At 69.4% G+C, this 20,018-nt stretch carries 12 protein-coding genes; 9 read left to right on the forward strand and 3 right to left on the reverse strand.

Going from position 1 to position 20,018, the window contains the following annotated elements; all coding sequences use genetic code 11:
- Positions 1-446: 446 nt before the first annotated feature.
- Genes LR394_RS14155 through LR394_RS14190 form a run of 8 tightly spaced genes read left to right on the forward strand, consistent with a single transcriptional unit; the run spans position 447 to position 17,112 of the window.
- Positions 447-3,068 (forward strand): vWA domain-containing protein, encoded by a 2,622-nt coding sequence (locus tag LR394_RS14155; RefSeq protein ID WP_231441876.1) that lies wholly within the window; start codon positions 447-449, stop codon positions 3,066-3,068.
- A gap of 51 nt (positions 3,069-3,119) precedes the next feature.
- Positions 3,120-6,320: a tubulin-like doman-containing protein gene (locus LR394_RS14160; protein ID WP_231441878.1), complete on the forward strand. Its 3,201-nt coding sequence runs from the start codon at positions 3,120-3,122 to the stop codon at positions 6,318-6,320.
- Entirely contained in the window at positions 6,317-8,545 is a 2,229-nt protein-coding gene (locus LR394_RS14165; protein ID WP_231441880.1) for a PX domain-containing protein, read from the forward strand. The genes LR394_RS14160 and LR394_RS14165 overlap by 4 nt, the downstream gene beginning before the upstream one ends.
- Complete coding sequence (locus LR394_RS14170) at positions 8,542-9,546, forward strand: hypothetical protein (RefSeq protein WP_231441882.1); 1,005 nt, start codon at positions 8,542-8,544, stop codon at positions 9,544-9,546. Before LR394_RS14165 ends, LR394_RS14170 begins: the two co-directional genes overlap by 4 nt.
- The gene (locus tag LR394_RS14175; RefSeq protein WP_231441884.1) at positions 9,546-10,559 is read left to right on the forward strand and encodes a TRAFAC clade GTPase domain-containing protein; all 1,014 of its coding nucleotides are present in this window, start codon (positions 9,546-9,548) and stop codon (positions 10,557-10,559) included. Before LR394_RS14170 ends, LR394_RS14175 begins: the two co-directional genes overlap by 1 nt.
- Entirely contained in the window at positions 10,559-12,586 is a 2,028-nt protein-coding gene (locus LR394_RS14180; protein WP_231441886.1) for a hypothetical protein, read from the forward strand. Before LR394_RS14175 ends, LR394_RS14180 begins: the two co-directional genes overlap by 1 nt.
- 23 nt (positions 12,587-12,609) lie before the next feature.
- A complete protein-coding gene (locus LR394_RS14185) occupies positions 12,610-13,737 on the forward strand; it encodes a nucleotidyl cyclase domain-containing protein (RefSeq protein WP_231441888.1) in 1,128 nt (375 codons plus the stop codon).
- A 15-nt stretch (positions 13,738-13,752) separates the two neighbouring features.
- Entirely contained in the window at positions 13,753-17,112 is a 3,360-nt protein-coding gene (locus LR394_RS14190; RefSeq protein WP_231441890.1) for a CHAT domain-containing protein, read from the forward strand.
- Here LR394_RS14190 and LR394_RS42940 read toward each other — a convergent pair.
- Positions 17,096-17,950 (reverse strand): AraC family transcriptional regulator, encoded by an 855-nt coding sequence (locus LR394_RS42940; protein WP_231441892.1) that lies wholly within the window; start codon positions 17,948-17,950, stop codon positions 17,096-17,098. The genes LR394_RS14190 and LR394_RS42940 overlap by 17 nt on opposite strands.
- A gap of 126 nt (positions 17,951-18,076) precedes the next feature.
- Between LR394_RS42940 and LR394_RS14200 the strand changes: the two genes are divergently transcribed.
- Positions 18,077-18,622 (forward strand): carboxymuconolactone decarboxylase family protein, encoded by a 546-nt coding sequence (locus LR394_RS14200; protein ID WP_231441894.1) that lies wholly within the window; start codon positions 18,077-18,079, stop codon positions 18,620-18,622.
- Positions 18,623-18,818: 196 nt separating this feature from the next.
- Here LR394_RS14200 and LR394_RS14205 read toward each other — a convergent pair whose 3' ends face one another.
- Both LR394_RS14205 and LR394_RS14210 read right to left on the reverse strand, forming a co-directional pair.
- A complete protein-coding gene (locus LR394_RS14205) occupies positions 18,819-19,187 on the reverse strand; it encodes an HPF/RaiA family ribosome-associated protein (RefSeq protein WP_231441896.1) in 369 nt (122 codons plus the stop codon).
- Between the two features lie 74 nt (positions 19,188-19,261).
- Entirely contained in the window at positions 19,262-19,921 is a 660-nt protein-coding gene (locus tag LR394_RS14210; RefSeq protein ID WP_231441898.1) for a type 1 periplasmic-binding domain-containing protein, read from the reverse strand.
- Positions 19,922-20,018: the final 97 nt, after the last annotated feature.

The raw sequence follows: 20,018 nt of genomic DNA on the forward strand, positions 1-20,018 counted from the left end.
CTCCGGCGGGCTGACTTCGGGCTCAGGTATACCCCTGCCGGCGCCGGTCAATACCGGCGAATGAGGGGATTCGGGCTTTTGCCGTGCGGCGGCGGTGCGTGACGACGGCCAGGACTCGTCCTGCCCTTTCGGGCGGAGTGGGTGGTTTACGTCTCACGCATCGTAGACAGCTTTGTGCTCGTGGTGGGGTGAAAGCGTCAGATTGTTCGGGTGATCGGTCGCCCGGTGTTGGGCGGCTGGGTGTTATCCCCGGGGTAAGTCCGGGTCCTTGGCATCAATTGAGGAATTCTGCGGCGTATTGGACCGCGGCACCTTATGGTCGACCTCGGAACCGTCGTACGGATCGCGCCGCGACTGCCTGAGCCTGCGCTTTTCGTGATCACGGCCGGTGCCGCCGATACCTGTTTCCAGTCTCTGATCCGGTTCGGGGAAGTAGGCCAGAAATCATGAAGAAGCGCTTCATTGCCGGTCGCCGCTTACTGATACCGAGCGTTGTCGCGGTCCTGGTTGCCTTGCCGCTCGCGGGGGTGGCCACGGCCGGCCCGGGGCCGGCCCGGCTCGCGGCGGAGGCGGCGGAGGAGATCGAACCAGCGGTGATGGATGCCGTGGTCCTGGTGGACCAGTCCGGCAGTCTCTCCGACGAGGACGTGGCCCGGGAGAGCGAAGCCGTCTCGGCGATCGCGCAGAGCGGGCTCAGCGCGCGAAGCCGGGTCACCGTAGTGGGTTTCGGCAGCAACAACGGCGGGCAGAGCGCCACCACCACCTTCTGCCCGCCGACGATCCTGCGGGACTCCGCCGCCCGGCAGTCGCTGGCCGACTGCTCGGACACGATCGCCCGGCGCACTGCTGAGGAGGGGAACGACACCGATCACGCCGCCGCGGTGGGTCAGGCGATCGATGTCCTGCAGCAGGATTCGCCGAAGGGTGCGATCAAGGCGGTGTTCTTCCTGACCGACGGGCGCCTGGACGTACGCAACAGCCCGAACTACGGCGCCGCGCAGGACCGGAACGCGGCCGCCCAGGTGCAGCTGGACAAGCACCTGGCCACGGCCAAGGACCAGGGGATCCAGGTCTGGCCGCTGGGTTTCGGTGCGGAGATCGACGAACCGGCTCTGCAGGCCCTGGCCGCGGGCGGTGCTCAGGGGGACGTCCGGTGCCAGGCGAAGCCGCAGGCCCGGGTGGTGCGCTCCTCGGCCGACGTGCAGTGGACGCTGGTGAAGGCGGCCGCCGGGGCCACCTGCTCCTTCGTCGAGGATCCGGACACCGGGAAGATCGACCCGAACGGCACCGAGGACCTCAAGGTCTCGATCTCCCCGCTGGCCACCAACGGCTCGATCATCGTCGCCAAGGGCGATCCCGCGATCAAGGTCACCTACCTGAAGCCGGGCGGTGGCGAGGTGACTTCCAGCGGGCAGCAGGGGGAATCGACGTACGAGCGCAGCGGTGACAACACCAGGACCGACACGCTCAGCATCGTCAATCCCGATCCCGGCGAGTGGACGGTACGCCTGGAGGCGCCGAAAGGGATTGAGAGGCAGCAGATCGGGGCCACCGTGGTCTGGCAGGGCGCGCTGCGGACGTTCTTGGTCACCGATCCGCCCTCGCCCAAGCCGGGCGAGGAGTTCACGGTGTCCATGTCCCTGCTTACCCGCAAGGGCCGGATCACCGACGCGGACCTGCTGACCGGGATGTCGGTCGGGGTGAAGGCGCAGGCTGCCGGTGGCGCTGAGACAGATGTGCCGATGAGTGACAACGGGAAGGGCTCGGACCCCAAGGGTTCCGACGGTGAGTACACCGGCACGATGACCGCACCCGACCAGGAGGGCGCGCTCGGCCTGCGGGGCTCGGTCACCGGGGCCGGCGTCTACAACACCGACGTCCCGCTGGAGTTGATCGTCGCTGCCGACGTCATTCGTCCGCAGGTGCGGTTCGAGTTCGACACGCCCGATCAGACCTGGGCCGGTGAGACCATCGCGGGCACGCTCAAGGTGAACAATCCGGGCGAGACGCGGGACGTGCAGATCCAGGCCGAGGACCCGACCGGGACGCTTCAGGCCGGGGTGAACCCCGGTGGTGCGTTCTCGTTGCCGTCGGGAGACAGCGAACGTGACGTGGAGCTGAGCGTGCTCCCGGAAAGTAGTAACGGTGAAGCAGCTCTCAGCGTCAACCTGGTCGATGCCGCCGGTCAGCAGGTCTACGGCAACACCCTGCTGTCGGTCGAGGTGCGGGACGAGCCCAGTTGGATCGAGAAGAACCGCACGCTGCTGATCGCGCTGTTCCTGCTCGTGGTGCTGGCTGGGCTGGCGCTGCTCGTCGCCCGGCAGGCCCGCCGGCGGCGGCTGGACGTCCGTAAGCTCACGGTACTCCTGAAGACCGAGGACGGCTCGCAGTTCAGCCTCAAGGCTCGCACGGGATGGTCCGACCAGTTCAGCTTCGTGATCCGGGCGCCGGAAGACCTGTCCCGGCGGCTGTCGTTCCCGAGCCCGGGCGATGCGGAGATCTACCGCCTGCGCCGGGCCGCGCGGAACGTGGTGCGGCTGAGGACGCCTCAGGGCGAGCAGATCAACCTGCAGAACGGGAAGTTCGAGACGCTGCCCGAATCCCCGGAGCTGAGCATCGGGGTTCAGGACGACCGCCGGCGGGTCCCGGCCAAGAAGCCGCGAAAGAACAAGCCCGAGCCGGTCACTCCCGATCGGGGGTCGGCGGACATCTACGACGGCTACCCGGGCGGCGATGACGTTTACGGCGCAGCCGCAGACCCCTATGGCAGCTCCGATTCTCAGGGCCCGAGCGGTTCTGGGCGGGGAGGGCGGACCGAGAAGGACACCGACCCCTTCGGTTCCGATTCCTACACCGGTGCGTCCAGCGTCCATAGTTCTGAACCTTACGGCGGCGACCCCTTCGGCGGCGACCCGTACGGCGGAAACCCCGGCGGGAGTGACCCGTACAGCGGAAGTTCTTACGGGAGTGACCCGTACGGAGGCGACGATCCGTACGGCAGCCGGCCGAAAACGTCTTCAGGCCGGTCGACCGCGGCCACGCACGACAGCGACGACCCGTATGCCTAGGCCAGTCAAACCCTTTTCCTGGCAGCACCGATCGAGCGGAGACGATCACGCATGACCATGAGCCTCTATCAGCCGGTCCTTTTCGTCGGGTTGGGTGGTACCGGCGGTCACGTCGGTGTCGAGCTGGAACGTCGCCTGCGCGAGGAGATCTGCGGCCCGGACGGCGCCGCGTTCGCCGAGCAGTGGAAGCAGAGTTCGCTGCTGCCCTACCAGCTGCCCTCCTGCGTCCAGTTCGTCTACGCGGACGTGAACCAGGGCGACCTGGACCAGTTGCCCCTGCGCAGTGGCCTGGGGCCCGAGCATCTGCCCGCGGTGCACCGGACCGCGCATTTCGTCCGCAACCTGGTGCCCACCGTGGAGACCTACCCCCGGGTGGCCAGCAATCTGCGGTTGTCCTCGGGGGCGACCGTGAACTCCTGGCTGCCGCCCGAGCCCGGTGAGCCCAAGGTCTCGCCGCTGAAGCGCGGGGCCGGTCAGTTGCCGACGGTCGGGCGGGCGGCGCTGTTCGAGACCTTTCAGGACGGTGTGGGCCCGGCGATCGGTGATCTGAGCCGGGCGATCGGCAACCTGAGCAACAGCATCGAGGACCTGGACCACCTGGGCGGCCGGTGGAACGGGACGGTGGACGTCTTCGTTGCGTTCTCGGTGGCCGGAGGGACCGGGGCCGGGATCTTCTACGACTACCTGCACCTGATCGGCAAGGTCTTCAACGACACCGGCCTGAAAGCCCAGATCTATCCGTTGGTTCTGATGCCGTCGGCGTTCACCGAGGGGCTGGGCGGAGGCCGTCCGGCGCAACTGAACGCCGGACGTTCGTTGCTGGATCTGTTCCGGTTGATCGACGAGCAGAACGGTGGGGACGCCCAGCGCAACCTGCGCGGCGAGAACCTGGACGGGCCGGGGATCGTCGATCCGGACGACGTGGCCGTGCGCTACCCGAAGGAGGGCGAGGTGCGGCTGGAACCGTCCACCGTCCAGACCGCCTTCCTGTTCTCGTTGCCGGTCGGGGCGCAGAAGGAGGACCTGCACCGCTCGATGGTCTCGCTGATGCTCTCCCTGGTGGGCTCGGAACTGGACGAGAAGAAGTCCGGCCACAACGCCCGGGTGGGTGACGATTTCCAGACGTTCTCGGCGAGTTTCATCAACGGCGGGGTGGACCGGGAGATCGACTCCTCGAACGGGATCGGCGGCTGCGGGGTCTCCACGGCGCTGGTGGCCTCGATGACGGTGCCCGAGGACGAGCTGGCCGACTTGGTGGCCGGCCGGCTGCTGCGGCATGCGGTGATCGAGCTCTCGGCGCCGTTGCCGGGCCGGGTCGAGCAGAACCGTCAGCCGATCGAGCGGTTGTTCGGCTCGTCCGGGATCGGGGAGATCCTGACCCGGCCGGTGCGGGGCGTGCATGAGCAGCAACCGGTCTCGGGAGCCAAGGACATCACCGCGGCGCTGACCGACCGGGCCCGGGAGATGCAGGACGAGCTGGCCGAGCTGCGACTGCGGCTGCATCGGGAGATACCCCGGATGGTCGGCGATTTCGAGCCTCGCCGGGCCATCACCGAACTGCTGGGCGAGCTCGACGTGTTCCGGGTGCAGCGGGTGGCGGCCGGTCATCCCCGGCTGGCGGCGGAGATGGACAAGCGGGGCGCCGAGGGGATGATGACGCTGCGGGTGGCCGAGCCGCCGCGCGCGGACCTGATGGAGACACCACCGCCGATCCCGCCTCTGCACGACCGGTTCCTGAGCCGCGTGAAGTGGGACGACGAGGAGCCGGTGGCCGCGCGCGAGGCCCAGGACCAGTGGTTCGCCTGGCGCACGCGCACCATCTGGAGCGCCATCTGGAAGGAGTTCCGGCCGCAGTGGTCGATCACCTGGTCCACCGCCGCCACCCCGCTCAAGGGCATCACCGACGAGCTGTGGCGCCAGGCCCAGGCCGACGAGCAGCGCTTCCAGGCCCGGGCCGAGAGCCTGGCCCGCACCCGGGTCGGGGTCTCGTACCTGCTGCCGCCCAACGGCGATCTGGAGCGCTTCTACGTCCGGGTCCGGCAGAACATGATCGACACCCGGGTGGACGACGGTCTGCTGCGCCCGGCCGCCCGCGAGGCCGAGCTGATCACCCAGCTGATCGGCGCCGAGGGCTGGCGCCAGGCCTACGACAAGACCCGCGACCAGAGCGCCGAGCAGATCGTCCTGCAACTGCGCGGGCGGGTGAAGGCCGAGGTCAAGAAGTTCTTCCGGGCCCGCCCACGGGGCCGGCAGCCGCTGCTGGCGCCGATCAGCGAGCGCTTGGCGGCCGCGGCCGGGGTCGCCCCGGGCGGGCAGTCGCTGCCGGAGGAGGACATCGCCGACTTCCAGGCCAAGCTGGCCGGTCTGGTGCCCGGCGCCTTCAACCCGCAGGGCCCGGCCGGGCGGCCGGTGAAGGTGCTGATCTCCTACCCGGCCGCGGCCAAGAACGAGCAGATCGAGCAGTACCTGCGCGGTCAGGTGTTCCTGCCGGAGGGGGCCAAGGTCCAGCCCGAGTTCCGGCGCACCTCGGCCGAGACCATCTCGGTGGTGTTGTTCCGCACCGCGATGGGGGTCACCGAGGTCCGTGAAGTACGGGAGGTCCTGCGTACCTGGGCCGGAGCCCAGCACCGGGAGCAGCCCCGCGACTTCCTGAAGTGGCGCCAGCGCACCGGGTTCGACTTCTCCTACCTCGCCACCCGGGAGAAGCACCGGGTGATGATCCTGCACCGGATCCTCAACGCGATGTGGAACGGGCGGGTGCGCACCAGCGGTGATCCGCGATCGCCCGAGGAGGTCAGCATCGAGATGGACGGCGGCACGACGATGATCCTGCCGCTCAAGCCGCTGGACCGGGCCTCCTCCTGGGCCAGCCTGCTGCGGGCCTACGAGGTGTGGACCCTGGACGACGACGCGGTCCGCAGCCGCTTCTGCGACCAGCTGATGAACGAGTTGCCCAACGGCATCTCGGCCCGGCCGGACAAGCCCAGCGACCTGTACCTGACCTTCCGGGACGTCTCGCTCTCGCAGCCGGACCTGATCACCGAGCAGCGCGAGAAGCTGCCGGCCGGCAGCCGGGGGATGGCCGACAGCGCCCTGAGCTTCTGGCAGAACACGCTCAAAGCCGCTCTGGACACGCCGTTCCGGGGCGTCGCCTCCCCGGTCCGGGACACCCTGCGGCATCTGGAGGACTCCTTCGCCGACCGCGACGAGGCGGGCCCGCGGCCCGAGCAGGACGGGAGCCTGAAGTGGTGAGCATGCCGCTGGAGACACTGGAAGCGGTTCCCGGCCGGGTGGTGGTCCTGGACCTTCAGGGCACCTCGGCCGAGGCGGCCACGGCCCGGGCCCGGGAGATCCTGGCCGACCGGGCCGGCGGTGATCTGGCCCGGATGGTGGTCCTGGACAGTGCCGCCGCGCTGTTCGCTCATCACGAGACCTACCAGGAACTGCGCGGCTCGCAACGGATCGCGACCCTGCTGTGCGTGGCGGTCGGCCCCCATGGGGACCCGGACGACCCGACGGAGTCGCGGTTCAAGGTGCCGGCCACGATCGGGGCCGGGGACGGCTCGGCGGCGGTGCTGTGGGTCGGTGACCCGGCCGGAGTGCGCTGGCGGCCGCTCGCCTCGTCCGCCGCGCTCACCCGTCCCGATCAGGACGGGCGGGCGGGCCTCGGTCAGCTGATCGACCTGCTGTCGGTCGAGGCGATCTACGACCGGGTGGCGGCCCTGTCGCGTGACGTGCGGGGCGGGGTGGCCAGTCCCGGGCTGCAACTGGCCGGGGGTGACGCGGACCCGGCGCTGGGCCTCTCGGCGCTGGCCACCGTCCTCGAAACGGTCAGCCGGCCCGGTTCGTACGCCCAGAGCGATCGGCCCCATGCCCGCGACTTCCTGGCCGCTGTGCTGGGCCCGGACACCGCGAGCACCCCGGACTGGCCGCGCCTGGCAGTCCGCGGCGCAGCCCTGGCCGAGACCGAGGCAGCCGCCCGCTCCGCCGGTGAGCAGGCCATCGAGGCCATGGCCCTGGTCCGGGGAATGTCCCTGCCGATCAGCGGGCCGGGACTGGTGAGGGCCGCCGGTGAGCAGGTGGCCGAGGCCGGTGAACGACTGGCCGAACTGCAGGCCCTGACCGGCCATCTGACCAGGGTGGTGGGACCGGCCGAGCAGCAGGCCGCGGCCGGGCGCACCGGGCTGCGTCCCCCACCGCCGAGCGTCGCCGGCCGGACCGCGCTCGGGCGCAGCGTCGGTGCGCTGGTCGACGGGCTGCTGGCCGACGGCTGCTCCCTGGCCGATGCGCAGGAACAACTCTCGCTGCTGGAGTCGAAGCTGCGGCCACCGACCCCGAAGGAGTACCAGAACCGGATGGCCCGGCTGTGCCCGCCGGCCCTGATCGACCGGCTGGTCCGGCCACCGGCCTTTCCCACGCCGCAGTGGTGGCTGCCACTGGGCGGGCTGGCCGCCATGGCTCTGGCCGCGATCGGCGGCACCGTGTGGCTCCTGCCCGCCCTGGCCGTGCTCGTGCTCTGGATCGCCGCTGCCGCGGTGGCCTGGAGCACCCCCGGCATCGCCCTCTGGGACCGGGTGGCCGGGATCGCCGTGGCCGACGGGGCCGCGGTACTGGGTCTGGCCGCCGGCATAGGCCTGGCCAATCTGCTCGCCGGCCGTCTGGACTCCGGCCAGCAGGTGATGCTCGGCCTGGCCGGGCTGCTGGCCGGGGCGCTGCTGATCCCGCTCGTCGTCCTGCTCTCCTGGCAGCAGCGGGCCGCGATCTGGCAGGAAGAGGTGCCGGAAGAGCGCGGGCCGGGCGCGGTGGACGGGCTCAAGGGCCTGATCGCCGGGATGGTGGGGGAGTGGTCGCGCACCCCGGCCCGGGACGAGGCCGGCGATGCCCTGCGGTGTGGGCGAGCCACCCTCGACGGCCTCCTGAACGCGATCGCCGACCAGCCGGCACCGCCGCCGAATCACGTCCAGAGCGAGCCCGGGCAGGCCGCTTTCACCCAGCAGGTGATCCACCACCAGTTCCTGGACGTGCAACGACGGCTGCTGAGCCGACGCTGGGCCGAGCTGACCAGCCTCCCCCCGATCGAGCACCAGCGTCTGGCCCGCGAAGCCCTGCACGAGAAGCTGTCCCAGTGGCAGGAGCGGCTCAGCAGCCACGACCCGCTGGGCCCACTGGACTTCGCGGTCACCACCGACCCGGTGCCCGCGCCACCGGAACCGGATGTCGGCGACTACCTCTCCCGGACCACCGCAGCCCCGGCCGACGGTGACATGTGGCAGCTCACCGCCCCAGCTGACCTCGCGGTCCTCGACCTGGCTCCGGAGCGGATGCAGGTGGCCCGGTTCGCCCCCTCGGCCTTCCGCAAGGCAGCCGACCAGCTGCCCCCGGGCGTCACCTGGTCCGAGGGGAACCTGCGCGCGGGTGCCCTGCGGCTGATCCCGGTCCGCCCCGAGTTCGTCGTGAAGCTCTGGGGGCAAGCGTGAAACACAGCGAGGAGAAACTGGAGTACCGAGGCCCGGGCGGCGCCGACATCACGGCCGAGGTCGTGCACCGGCATCCGGACCCCGACCCTGGCCATCTGCCCGCCGGGGTCGACGCCGAGATCGTCCGGGTCCACGTCGACGGCGACCTCATCGACCTGCACCGCCTCACCGTCGTCTCGGAGAAGCACGCCGACCCGGCCGTGCGCGCCCAGGCCTACGCCCAGCTCGACGCCGAACTGCTGGCCGGGATCCGGCTGCTGCGACGCGGGCACCCGGTCCCCGGCCCGCGCTCGCTGAGCCGTCTGGTCGGACGCGAGCGCCCGGACAGCCTCCCGTTCGTCCTGCTGGCTGCCCGTCGGGGAGTTCCGGTGGCCGAAGCCGCCGGCAATCTCCTGCGCGAAGAAGAAAGCCATTTCACCGCAGCCCTACTCGGGGCCTACCGCTGGATGACGGCGGCCGGGTTGTCGCACCGGGCACTCACGGCCCACAGCGTGCGCTGGGACTCCACCACCCGCACCGTCCAGATGGAGCACTTCTTCGCCAGCGGCCTGATCGACACCCCGCGCCCCCGCCCGGCCGGCCTGATCTCGCTGCCCCCCAACGTCAACCCGGATGCCCCGGCCGGATGGATCCTCGACCGGGACGACGCCCGCGCCGTCGCCGAACTGCTCTTCCTGGCCCTGACCGGCCGTCGTGCCTCCAACCCGGAACTGGCGCGCCGGCCGGACCTGGACCAGGCACTCGAGAACGCCTTCCACCCCGATCCACGGCAACGGCCGACTCCTCGTGACTTGCTCGAGCGGTTTCGCGTCCCCGAACCGCTGGGTCCTCCGCCGAACAACGACATGGGCGAGGGCATGGCCGATTTCGAGCGAGAGCGACTGCGCAAGCACCCGGCTGCGGTCGGCGCCGCTGCGGCTGAGCCGCACCGGGCCAGTCCTTCGGGTGGGCGTGGCTTCTTCCGGCGACGCGGGCGCCTCGAGCACGACAGGAGCCAGTGATGACCGAAAACCACTCCGGCGCCGAGCCGATCCTGTGCTACCACTGCCTCAACCCGATCGACTGGGCGACCCAGCAGCCGTTCCGCTACGACCCGGCCCAGGAGAGCTGGGTACCGGTCCCACCCGCGCACGAGACCTCGGCGCAGGCCTGGGCCCACGGCACGGTGAACGCGATCATCTACTGTCCGCACGAGCAGTGCCGCCAGCAGCTGCCGTTCAAGTACGGCCAGCACGGCCCGCCGGTGATCATCGGCTTCGTCGGCGAGACCGCCAGCGGCAAGACCCATCTGATCAGCGCGATGATCCAGGCGATCGAGGCCCAGGGCCTGGCCGGCCTGAAGGTGCAGTGGGTGGACGGCTCCCGGCACAACAAGGTCAAGGACTCCGCCATCCGGAAACTGTTCGGCGAGCGGGTCCCGCTGCCCCGGACCGAGCGCAGCATCGTCGAGTTCACCGACGCCTTCATCGCCCAGGAGACGAACCGGCCCGCCCGGGTGGTCGCGCTCTTCGACGTCTCCGGGGAGGACCTGGTCTCGGCCGAGGACACCCGGCGCTTCCTGTTCGGGGCCGACGCCCTGATCTTCGTCGCCGACCCCAAACTCCTCGGGATGTTCGGCGACCGGGCCATCGCCACCGTCCTGAACGTCCTGCCCGCGCACCAGCTGGACCGGATGGCCAGCGCCGTCGTCCTGAACAAGGCGGACCTGCTGCAGTTCGACTTCCCGATCGACCTGTGGCTGCGCCGCCCGGTCGGCCTGGACCCCCGGGCCGTGCTCCAGGAGAGCCGGGACGTGTACGCCTACCTGCACAGCCGCGGCGCCCAGGCCTGGAACCGCCCCTACCAGGTGATGCCGAGATCCACCCTGCACGTGGCCTCGGCCACCGGCGGCGACACCGTCGGGAACCAGTTCGTGCGGGGCGTGAATCCCCGCCGGGTCCTCGGCCCGCTCCTGGCCACGCTGGCGATGACCGGCGTGATCACCTCCGCCCCGGCCCAAGAGATCGGGATCTGATGGCTCAGCACGGTATCGAGGTGGCCGCCCACCAGATCGAGTTCCAGTGGCGAAGGACTCACGGGTTCAACGCTGTCGCCGCGTCCCTCAACGATGAGCAGGAATACGACGCCATCCGCAAATCGCTGGTCAGCGTGGCCGAAACTCCTCAGGGGCAGCGGCTCTCCCGCCAGGCCTCCAGCGTGGTGCTACAGGTGACACCGGTCCGCCGGGCGGTGATCTACCGGCAGTACAACGAACGGCCCGGTGAGGGGGACCGGGCCGAGATGTCAGCCCGGGCTCTGGTCACTGGCCGGGTCCTGAACGAGGGCGGCGGTACCGGCCTCCTGATGGCTCTGGGCCTCTTGGCCGGCGGAACCAGCATCATCGGCGCAACAGATTCTCGGCACGAAGGCTCTGCCCTGCCACCGGTGACCCCTGAGCAAGTACAACTGTCTCATCAATACGCCAGGAACATCATTTCCCGAGAAGGGGATGCCCTGGGATACCCGGCGTCCTGGCGCCGTCCGCTCATCACCATGCTCCTGGACGAAACCTCCGAGCGCCTGTGGATCGCCGCGCCGCCCGAGCACGAACTGGTCGGTCAGCCCGGGAACTGGCAGGCCCGGCTCATGGCCGATGTCCTCTGGGTCGTCTTCCCGATCCTGTCCGCGCTCCCGGCCGACAAACCCGGCTGGGCCTACTCCTTCTCGTCGTACGAGGACCAGCGGACCGATCGCAGCAACACCGGCCTGCCGAGGGTGATCTTTCTGGGCCCGCCCGACCCGAACGCCCCGGGCGCCTTCGCTCAGCTGCCTGGCAGACGGCTGAAGCTGGAGCGGGCCGGGCAGCCGCCCGGGTCCAGTGAACCCATCTGGTCCAGGATCGCGCCGAAGCTGGTCCTGGCGATGGACCGGTACGGGCCCGACCGGCTGTCGAAGACTCTCCAGGAAAACATGGTTCCGACCCCTGGGAAGACCGCCCTGTGGACGGCGGAAAGAGTGCTGGACGAGCTCCTGCAATCGCACCCGAGCGCGGACGAGCCTCCGTATCAGGAACCGCCGAACAGCGCCGGCCCGAGTCCCTACCAGAATCCCACCCAGGACGAGGACACGCCGGTGACCGCCGCGGCCGAACCTCGGGACGCCTATGCGGCCCCGCCCTCTTTCGTCCCGACCAGATCCGAGGATCGCATGCCAGCAACTGACACCCGTCGTCCGGCCCTGGCCGGTCCAGACGACCGGCTCGCTCGCAAGGTGGAGACAGCGCCGCCCGGGGATGCCTTGGCCACGCTGATGGACTACTCCGGGGAGTACGTCGAGAAGGCCTGGGAACAGCACGGACGGCAGGCCCCGCGCCAACTGACCGCAGTGGCCAACCGGCTGCTGGTACCGAGATTGTCCGACGCACACTCCCGGGGGCCGGTGATGGCCTGGCTGGCCCGCCCGGCCACCCCGGCAGCGCTGGTCCGGGCGATCGACGACACCGGAATCCGGGATCCTGAGCGCAGTCTGCTGAACGATGACGACATCAGGTCTCTGGACCAGGACCTCGAGCGCGCTCTGGGACGCCGGTGGTTTCGTGAGCACGCAATCTTCACCAGCGATCAGTCTTCCGACCGTTCGGGACTCCAGGGGAGCAGCAATCGCAGAAGGAATCTTCCCCGGTATCTGGTGCCCTTTCAGGGCGCAGTCTCCGGCCTGCTGGCCAGCCTCCTGCTCTGGGCGATCGCGCTGCTGGCCGTGATCGTCCTCTATCAGACGTTCACCGGTGATGTCGCGCAGCCGACCGGGCCCGATCCGGCACAGGTGACGTTGCAGCAGGAACTGGATCAGCAGAAGGCCGAGTTGGCCCAGCGCGAGAGGGATGCCCAGACGCAGAAAGAAGGACTGGATCAGCGGCAGGAAACACTGGACGAGAGGCAGGAGGAGCTCAACGGCCGGATCCAGGATGTGACGGACCGCGAGAATGCGGTTCAGGAAAAGGAAGAAGCCCTGCAGAGTCAGACGTCGCAGAACGACTCACCCGCACCCACGGACACCAATTAGCCGGAACGGACCACGGGGGAATCATGTTCGAGACGGATGACATTCTCGCCCACCGCGAGCTGACCGGTCCCGGACACCAGGGCGACGGTGACCGGGGCCGGGCGCAGGTACCGAGCACGAGCATCACCTACCCGCGTCCGTTGCTCTACCGGTTGCCGCCATCGGAACTGCCGCCGGCGCTGCAGCGAAGGGTGGACGACCAGGGTGTCCAGTACGTCGGGCTGATCCTCGCCTGCAGGCTCTCGGCGCCGGAGAAGCCCTGGACCTATGCGCGGGCCGGGCTGCAGGTGATCCTGAACAATGCTCGGGCCCGGGTTGTCTCGCTGAACGAAGGTGAATGGCCGGCGTCGGACGGTGCCGATCATTTCGGTCTGCTGACCCATGAGTTCGGGTGGATGTTCCGGCCTCACGAAAAGGAGGGCTGGAGCGACTACGTCAGGCAGGCCGTGGTGGAGGCTCCGGGCGAAGAGACCGAGGTGGGCGGGCGGCTGGAAGGGGAGGCGGTCCTGACCAAAGGTGTTGCCCGGCGTACGGTCCTGACCCAGGCGGGGGATCCGGTGACGTTCTGCGAGCCGATCTCGGGCGAGCAGCGCGAGGGCGCTACCAGGGTCGTCATCACTCTGGACGTGGTCGGTTACAGCCGGCACCGCACGTCGGGGCAGGATGCTGTGCAGAAGCGGCTGTTGTGGGTGGCCGAAGAGGCCTTGAAACCGCTGGCGCTCGGCAATGTCTTCACTCAGGACGCGGGGGACGGCCTGCAGCTGGTTCTGCCGGCCGGCGCCGACGAATCCGTGGCGATACCGACCTTCTACCGCGCCCTGGTCGCTGCCCTGGATCAAGTGCACGCCGAGCTCGGTGAAGGCGAAAGCTTCCAGATCAGAATCGGTATGGCCCGGGGGCACACCGCTGCTGGAGTCACCGGCGTCCGTGGGCAGGCGGCGGTTCTGGCCGCCCGGCTGTGTGACTGCGCCCAGGCTCGGGAGGCGATCAGGGACTCGGGTGCCGACTTCGTCCTGACCGTTTCCGCCGAACTGTACGAGGACGTCGTCAAGCAGGCCGGTCGCCACCCGCGTCCGGCCTCCTTCACCCCGATCCGGGTCGTGGACGAGGGCAAGCACCTCGACGTCCAGGCCTGGCTCCACCGGCCCTGAAAGGTGGTTGCGTCCATGACCTCACGGCAACCCGGGGTGGCCGCGCTGCTGATCGATCTGCTGCTGCTCGAACAGCATCGAGTGGATCCCCGGCCCGCTCCTGACGTCGCCGGTAACGACCGGATCCTGATCGAGGCGGCCACCGCCCTGGCCGCCACCTGCCCCCGCCGGGCGCTGCACCGGCTGTCCGATTTCACCGTGTACACCGAGGACGACCTGACGCTGGGCCGGGGGTTCGCCCTGGCCGCAGGGTTCCTGGACACGAATGCCCTTCCCTACGGCGCCGAACCGGTCACCGAGATCCCTATGGGCGAAGGGCAGCAGATCTTCGGCGCCTGGCTGTCCGGAGACGGAAAACATCTGGCCGACAGAGGTCTTGAACGTCCGGTGGCGGATCCGCAGTGGCGCCTCGTGCATGCCCTTACGCATCGGGTCGTTCCCATGCTGGCGTCTTCTCGCCTCGGAACTCCCCAGCCGGGGCTGATCCACGGCTGGCGTACCGAGATCATCCCGCATCTGGAAACGCACCCGGTGACAGCGCCATACGGCTGGACCCTGTACGCGGAAATGCTTCACCGCAGCGGCCAGGAGCTCGAGGCCGTTCAGATTCTGGAACGGGTGCTGTGCGCGGTCCCCGACGATCATGCCGCCCGCGGCCACGCCCATCGCGTTCTGGGAGATCTGGCCGCCACGCCGGATACCGCCTGTGAACACTGGGAACGTTCGCTGGCCGAGTACCGCCAGCCCGGTCTGGCCGCCGGTACGGCCGCGGTGTTGCTGCGCCTCGCCAACGCTCCCGGCGGTTCTTCCGCTCATCTGGACGAGGCGGCAGTTCTGGCTAAATGGTCTGGCCACGAGGGACTTACGCAGGTAGTGCAGGCCCACCGCCGCACCCGCACCACCCTTGCCGCCCGGGAGGAAGCGCCCGAGGAGTGGGCTCATCGGATCGGCAGCCGGAGCCTGGTGCGCGGGATCTGCCGGCTGCTTCTGGCCGCGGCCCAGCAAGTTGCGCAGGCCGGGGACGTCCTCGCGGGTATCGACCTGTGTACCGAGGCGATGAGCCGGGCCCAGAGGATCGAGGCCGGTACCGAACTGTTCGACGCCCTCAGCGTCCGCGCCACCCTACTCTCGGCCGCCCATCCGCTGCTGTCGGCGGTGACGGCCGTGCAGGCGATCCGATCGGTACACCAGGCCGCCGCCCGTGAGCCGCTGCTGTGGGCCCGGTGCGTCGTCCTGGCCAACCACGCCGTCGAGCGCGCCCATTTGCTGCAGTCGGCCCCGCTGCTGGAACGGACGATCGAGGTCGCCGAAGCGCTGTGCGCAGCCGTCCCGCACTCGAACTGGCCTGAACTCGCGGCCGCCCTGACCCAGTTCCGGACCGAGACCACCGGCCGGATTCAGCGGATGCAGGCGGCCCTGGACTGGATCGCGGCCCGGGACGTGCGCGACACCGGCGCCCGGATCCCGCAACTGGAGTTCGAGCACCTGCTGGACGAAGCACTGGCTCAGGCGCAGGAAGCTCAGGACGAGGTGACGGTCGCAGCCGTGCACGCGCTGCGGGGCGACCAGGCGGGCGCAGTCGCTGCGGCCGAACGGGTGGCGGCCTCAGATTTCCAGCTGGGCGCGGAACTCCTGCTGCTGGCCGGCGAGCCGGATGCCGCCCTGCGAACCCTGAACCAGCTACCGGACGACGATTCCCGCGGCTGGCCCTGGTCCGGCCCGACATTGCGGGCCGAGATTCTGTTGGCTATGGGCGATACGGTGGCAGCGATCGAACAGGCCAACCAAGGTATGGACGATTACCGGGCCTGGGTGGCTCGGCTGGGTCTGGATTCGTTGCGGGTTGCGGCCGGGCAGGACGCTGCGGCCGGACGGGTGCATGCAGCCGTCGTGCGGGCCCACGGTGCATTGTGGGAGGCCTGGAACGAAGGACAGCACCCGGATGTCAGTTCCGACGAAGCGGCCAGAGCCTTCGCGGCTGCCTTGACAACGGCCGACGAAGCTCGCGGAGGGGCAGCAGTTTTCGCCCGGCCTCAGCGGCAGCGTGTTCTTCGGGGGCGGCAACTTGCCGAGGCCCGCTGGTCAACCGCTCTGGAGCATCTGGCCCGGGCCGAGCTGGAATCGACGGGGCTGCAGGATGATCCCTCGCCCGAGCTGTCCGGCCGGTTCATCGAGGCCGAGCAGGAGCTACGGGCCTCGATCGCAACCACTTCAGGCCGGCACGCCTGGTCCGGCGAGAAGGAAGCGGCCCAGCACTTCACCGACAGCGTCGCCAACGCCTTGCCTGCCGACACCGTTCTTCTGGAGTACTACCTGAACGGCGCTCACTTGATCATCCTGGCGATCGGCCCGGCCGGTCGCGCGGTCAGGACCCCAGCAGCGTCGGCCCAGGTGCGCAGGCTGCACGGTAGCGTTCGAAGGCCGGCCGCCCCGGCGGAGCTGTCCGAGCTGCTTCTGAGCCCGGTCGCCCGGGACATCGAGCCGTGCCGCAACGTGCTGATCGTGCCGCACGGAGCACTGTCCACCCTGCCCTGGCACACCCTGCCGTTCGGAGCTGGACGCCTGGACGACGAGCGCAACGTGAGCCTGCTTCCCGCCGCCGGCCTGATCCCGGCCCTGGCTGCCGCGCCCAGGCCAGATCTGGCCCGCGGCAGTCTTTCTATCGCAGCCCCCGATTTCCTGCCGGGCTCGCTCGACGAACTGCCGGCCAGCCGGATCGAAGGCGAGGTGGTCGCCCGGCACCTACCCGCAGCCACCCTGCTGACCGGGCCGCAAGCGTCCGTTGCTGAGATCCGTAACCATCAGGAGCACTGGCTGGAACGCGGTCAGGATCCCCGAGGGCCCGCTCTCGTCCACATCGCCAGTCACGGCTACGTCGATCCGGACTGGCCGCATCTGTCCTGGCTGGCCCTGAGCGGATCGGAAAAGCTCCGTCTGCCGGACATCTTCGCGGCGGTGTCGCAGTGCGATGTGCTGCTGCTGTCGGCATGCCAGGGTGCCGAGGGGCGAGCGACCGCGGCCGGAGACGTGATCGGCCCGGTCGGCACTGCCCTGAGCGCCGGCGTCTCACACGTAGTGGCCCCGGTGGGCGCAGTGAACGACATTGTCGCCTGCCTGTTCATGTCCGAGGTGGCCCGGCAGCTGGGATCAACTCCGGCCCCGGATATCGGTCAGGCCGTGGCGGTGGCCCGAAAGACGCTGCGGAGCATGAACGGTGAAGATCGCCGCGAGCGGTACCTCGAGCTGTCGGATCTGACCGGTCAGCCGCCCGGCGCGCTGGATCACCCTCGCTGGAAGGGCATTGGCGGCTGTGGCGACGGAAGGCCTGATCCGGTGGACAAGCTCGTTCATATCGGCATCAACTGCTCTGACTGATCGCCCAGTTCCGGGGCGAACTGCCCAGATGCTGGGTGAAGACCCGGGAGAACGATGAAGCGTTGGCGTATCCCAGGCGGGCGGCCACGGAGGAGACCGGGGCGCCGGAACGCAACTGCTGCTGGGCCAGAGTGAGCCGCCATTGGGTCAGGTACTCGCCGGGGGCCAGGCCGATCACCTTCTTGAAGTGGGCGGCGAATGCGCTGCGCGACATCCGGGCCTCGCGGGCCATCGTCTCGAGATCCCATTCCTGGTCGGGGGATTCGTGCAGCGCCAGCAGCAGCGGGGCCAGGCGGGCATCGGCCAGGCCGGTGAACAGGCCCGATGGCACACCCAGTTCGTTCACGTGATCCAGGATCCAGCGCAGCAGCTGGATCAGGACCACCTCGAAGAGCCGGTCGGCCACCAGGCGCTGACCGCAGCGCACCTGGTCGACCTCCTCGAAGAGTAGTTGCAGGGCCGGGTCCAGGCCGGCCACGTCGGCCAGCGGGAGCACGATCACCGGCGGCAGGGCGCGCACGATCGGGTGCGTCCGACCGCCGTCGAAGTCGAGCGCGGCGCAGGCGAAGTCTGAGTCCTCGGTGGGCGCGTTGTGGAAGGCGTGCTCCAGCGGGCGCGGGTAGAACAACAGGGTCGGGCGATCGATCTGCAGGCGCTCCAGACGTCCGCCGGAGCCCTGATGAGTCACCGCCATCTCGCCCCGGCGCAGCACGTGCAGGAAGCCCCGGCCCGGCTGGGACGCGAAGGTGGTGACGCCGCACAGCGGGCCGGTGTGGAACAGGCTGGTGCTGACCCGGAACATCTCCAGGAGCGGCGAGATGCGATCGAAGGAGCTCACGACCCGAGTCTAGGACGATCGGTCATGAAGAGAAGACTCTCTGATACGTATCGTCCGCTGATTCGGGGGAACCTGGTCTCACGTTCATCCAGCCGGGTGTGCGAAGAACAAGGTTCAGGAGTTCCCATGGCCAACGTCCCCCTCGTCGAGCGCACTTCTGCCACCGGTTCCGTGCAGGAGCAGCTGGAGCAGATCAACGCAGCCTTCGGCGCTGTGCCGGCCATGTTCAAGGCGGTGGCCAACTCGCCCGCCGCCCTGCAGAGCATGTGGAGCGCCTTCGGGGCCTTCTCGACCGGTTCCCTCGGCCCGGCCCTCAGCGAGCAGATCGCTGTGGCGGTGGCCAACCGCAACTCTTGCGAGTACTGCCTGGCCGCGCACACCGCCCTGGGTAAGAAAGCGGGCCTGAGCCGGGAGACGCTCATCGCCGCCCAGGACGGGCAGTCCGAGGAGCCGCGGACCGCAGCGTTGCTCGCCTTCGCCCTGAAGCTGGTGAACGACCGCGGCCAGGTCTCAGCGGCCGACGTCGAGGCGCTGCGTGAGCACGGCTGGACCGACGAGCAGATCGTGGAGACGATCGCCCAGGTGGCCCTGAACCTCTTCACGAACTACATCAACATCGCGCTGGACGTGCCGATCGACTTCCCGTCGGTGGCGTTGCGCAAGGCGAGCTGAGGCACCGGCCGGGGGAGCCGGGCGGACTCGCGGTCGAGGCGTTCACCATCACCGAGGCCCTGGATCGGCCGACGGCGCGAGAGGCGTCTCGATGCGGGTGATCTGCCGGCGGACAGCCACGTGGACCGGCTGGCCCTCGGGCCTGGAACCAAAAGGTCCCGGCATCACCGTAGGGCGATGCCGGGACCTGGGTGGTTCAGGAGAGCAGATCCTCAGGTAGTTCCTGCGGCTCGCCCGCGGTGCGGATCGACTCGCGCCCACGGCGGGACGAGAGCTTGGCCGTGCTGGTCTCCAACGACTTGGACAGCTTGCTCACCGCCCCGTGGTAGGCGTCGTGCACATTGCCGGCCGAGTGCGTCACCACGACCGACTTCACCCCGGCGATCCGGGCGTCCAAGCCGCATCTGATGTCGTCGGTCCCGGACTTCTCGCCGTTCTGGTCGCTGAGGTGGACCTCCACCCGGACCAGCTGGTCGGCGAAACGGGACAGTGAATCGACGAGCTGGTCCTCGATCCAGTCGGTCTCCGTCCGGATGTTCTTGTCGGTCTGGACCTGAACCTGCACTGGGCGCCTCCGTCGCTTTCGATGGTGCCCAAGAGCTTTTCACAGACCTCCGCGCCCCGCGATGTGAGAACCGATCACGACAACCAGAGGACGCCCCCGGTCACCTGATGGAGCACGGCGGCCACTCCCGCGCGTACCGCGTCCGCACACCGATCGGCGGTGAAGGTGGCCGGGTCGAAGGGGGAGGCGGCCCGTAGCTCAGAACCCCGGTAGGCGGCGCCGGTCCAGTCCACCGCCGTCACATTGGCAGTGGGCTCACCGGTTTCGGCGCCCAGGACCAGGAACTGCTGGTCCAGGTGGCTGGCGCTGACCAGGGTGAGGGCGTCGACCAGAGCGTTGCCCGCGCTGACGATCAGATCGCCGTTCATCGCGATCGCCTCGGTCAGGCGGGGCACCAGATCGGTCTCGCCGGTGCCGTCCACCGTGCGCAGATCCACGTCCTCCTGATCGGCCCACTCCTCGACGGCGGTGACCAGGGCCTGGGTGGCGGAGTCGGAACCGGCGGTGAGTAGGACGACGCGATACCCCTTCGGCGGATGCACCGCGTCCCACGACCCGGGCGCCGGGGTGAAGGTGGCCTCGGGGGTAGGTGGTGCGGCCGGGTCGGTGAAACCGGCGGTCAGGGCGCCGATCGCGGTCGGGGCCGGGCGGGGCTGCGACCAGTCGCCCGATCCGCAGGCCGCAGTGATCAGCGTGGTCGCCAAGAGGACAGCGACCAGGGAACGGGGGCGCACGGGCTCCTCCTCGGTGATTGCGTGAGTACTTTTTAGCCCCCTTGAAGGCTTCAAGGCAGATTGTGACCGTTTCGGGCTAGGTTGTTCCGCATCTGTT

It is taken from the genome of Kineosporia babensis (assembly GCF_021129305.1).
Taxonomy (GTDB): Bacteria; Actinomycetota; Actinomycetes; order Actinomycetales; family Kineosporiaceae; genus Kineosporia; species Kineosporia babensis.

Bases quoted from the DNA above. Each gene is read 5' to 3' on its own strand.
- LR394_RS14160 (WP_231441878.1), top strand. From the start codon at position 3,120: ATGACCATGAGCCTCTATCAGCCGGTCCTTTTCGTCGGGTTGGGTGGT.
- LR394_RS14185 (WP_231441888.1), top strand. From the start codon at position 12,610: ATGTTCGAGACGGATGACATTCTCGCCCACCGCGAGCTGACCGGTCCC.
- LR394_RS14200 (WP_231441894.1), top strand. From the start codon at position 18,077: ATGGCCAACGTCCCCCTCGTCGAGCGCACTTCTGCCACCGGTTCCGTG.
- LR394_RS14180 (WP_231441886.1), top strand. From the start codon at position 10,559: ATGGCTCAGCACGGTATCGAGGTGGCCGCCCACCAGATCGAGTTCCAG.
- LR394_RS14190 (WP_231441890.1), top strand. From the start codon at position 13,753: ATGACCTCACGGCAACCCGGGGTGGCCGCGCTGCTGATCGATCTGCTG.
- LR394_RS14155 (WP_231441876.1), top strand. From the start codon at position 447: ATGAAGAAGCGCTTCATTGCCGGTCGCCGCTTACTGATACCGAGCGTT.
- LR394_RS14175 (WP_231441884.1), top strand. From the start codon at position 9,546: ATGACCGAAAACCACTCCGGCGCCGAGCCGATCCTGTGCTACCACTGC.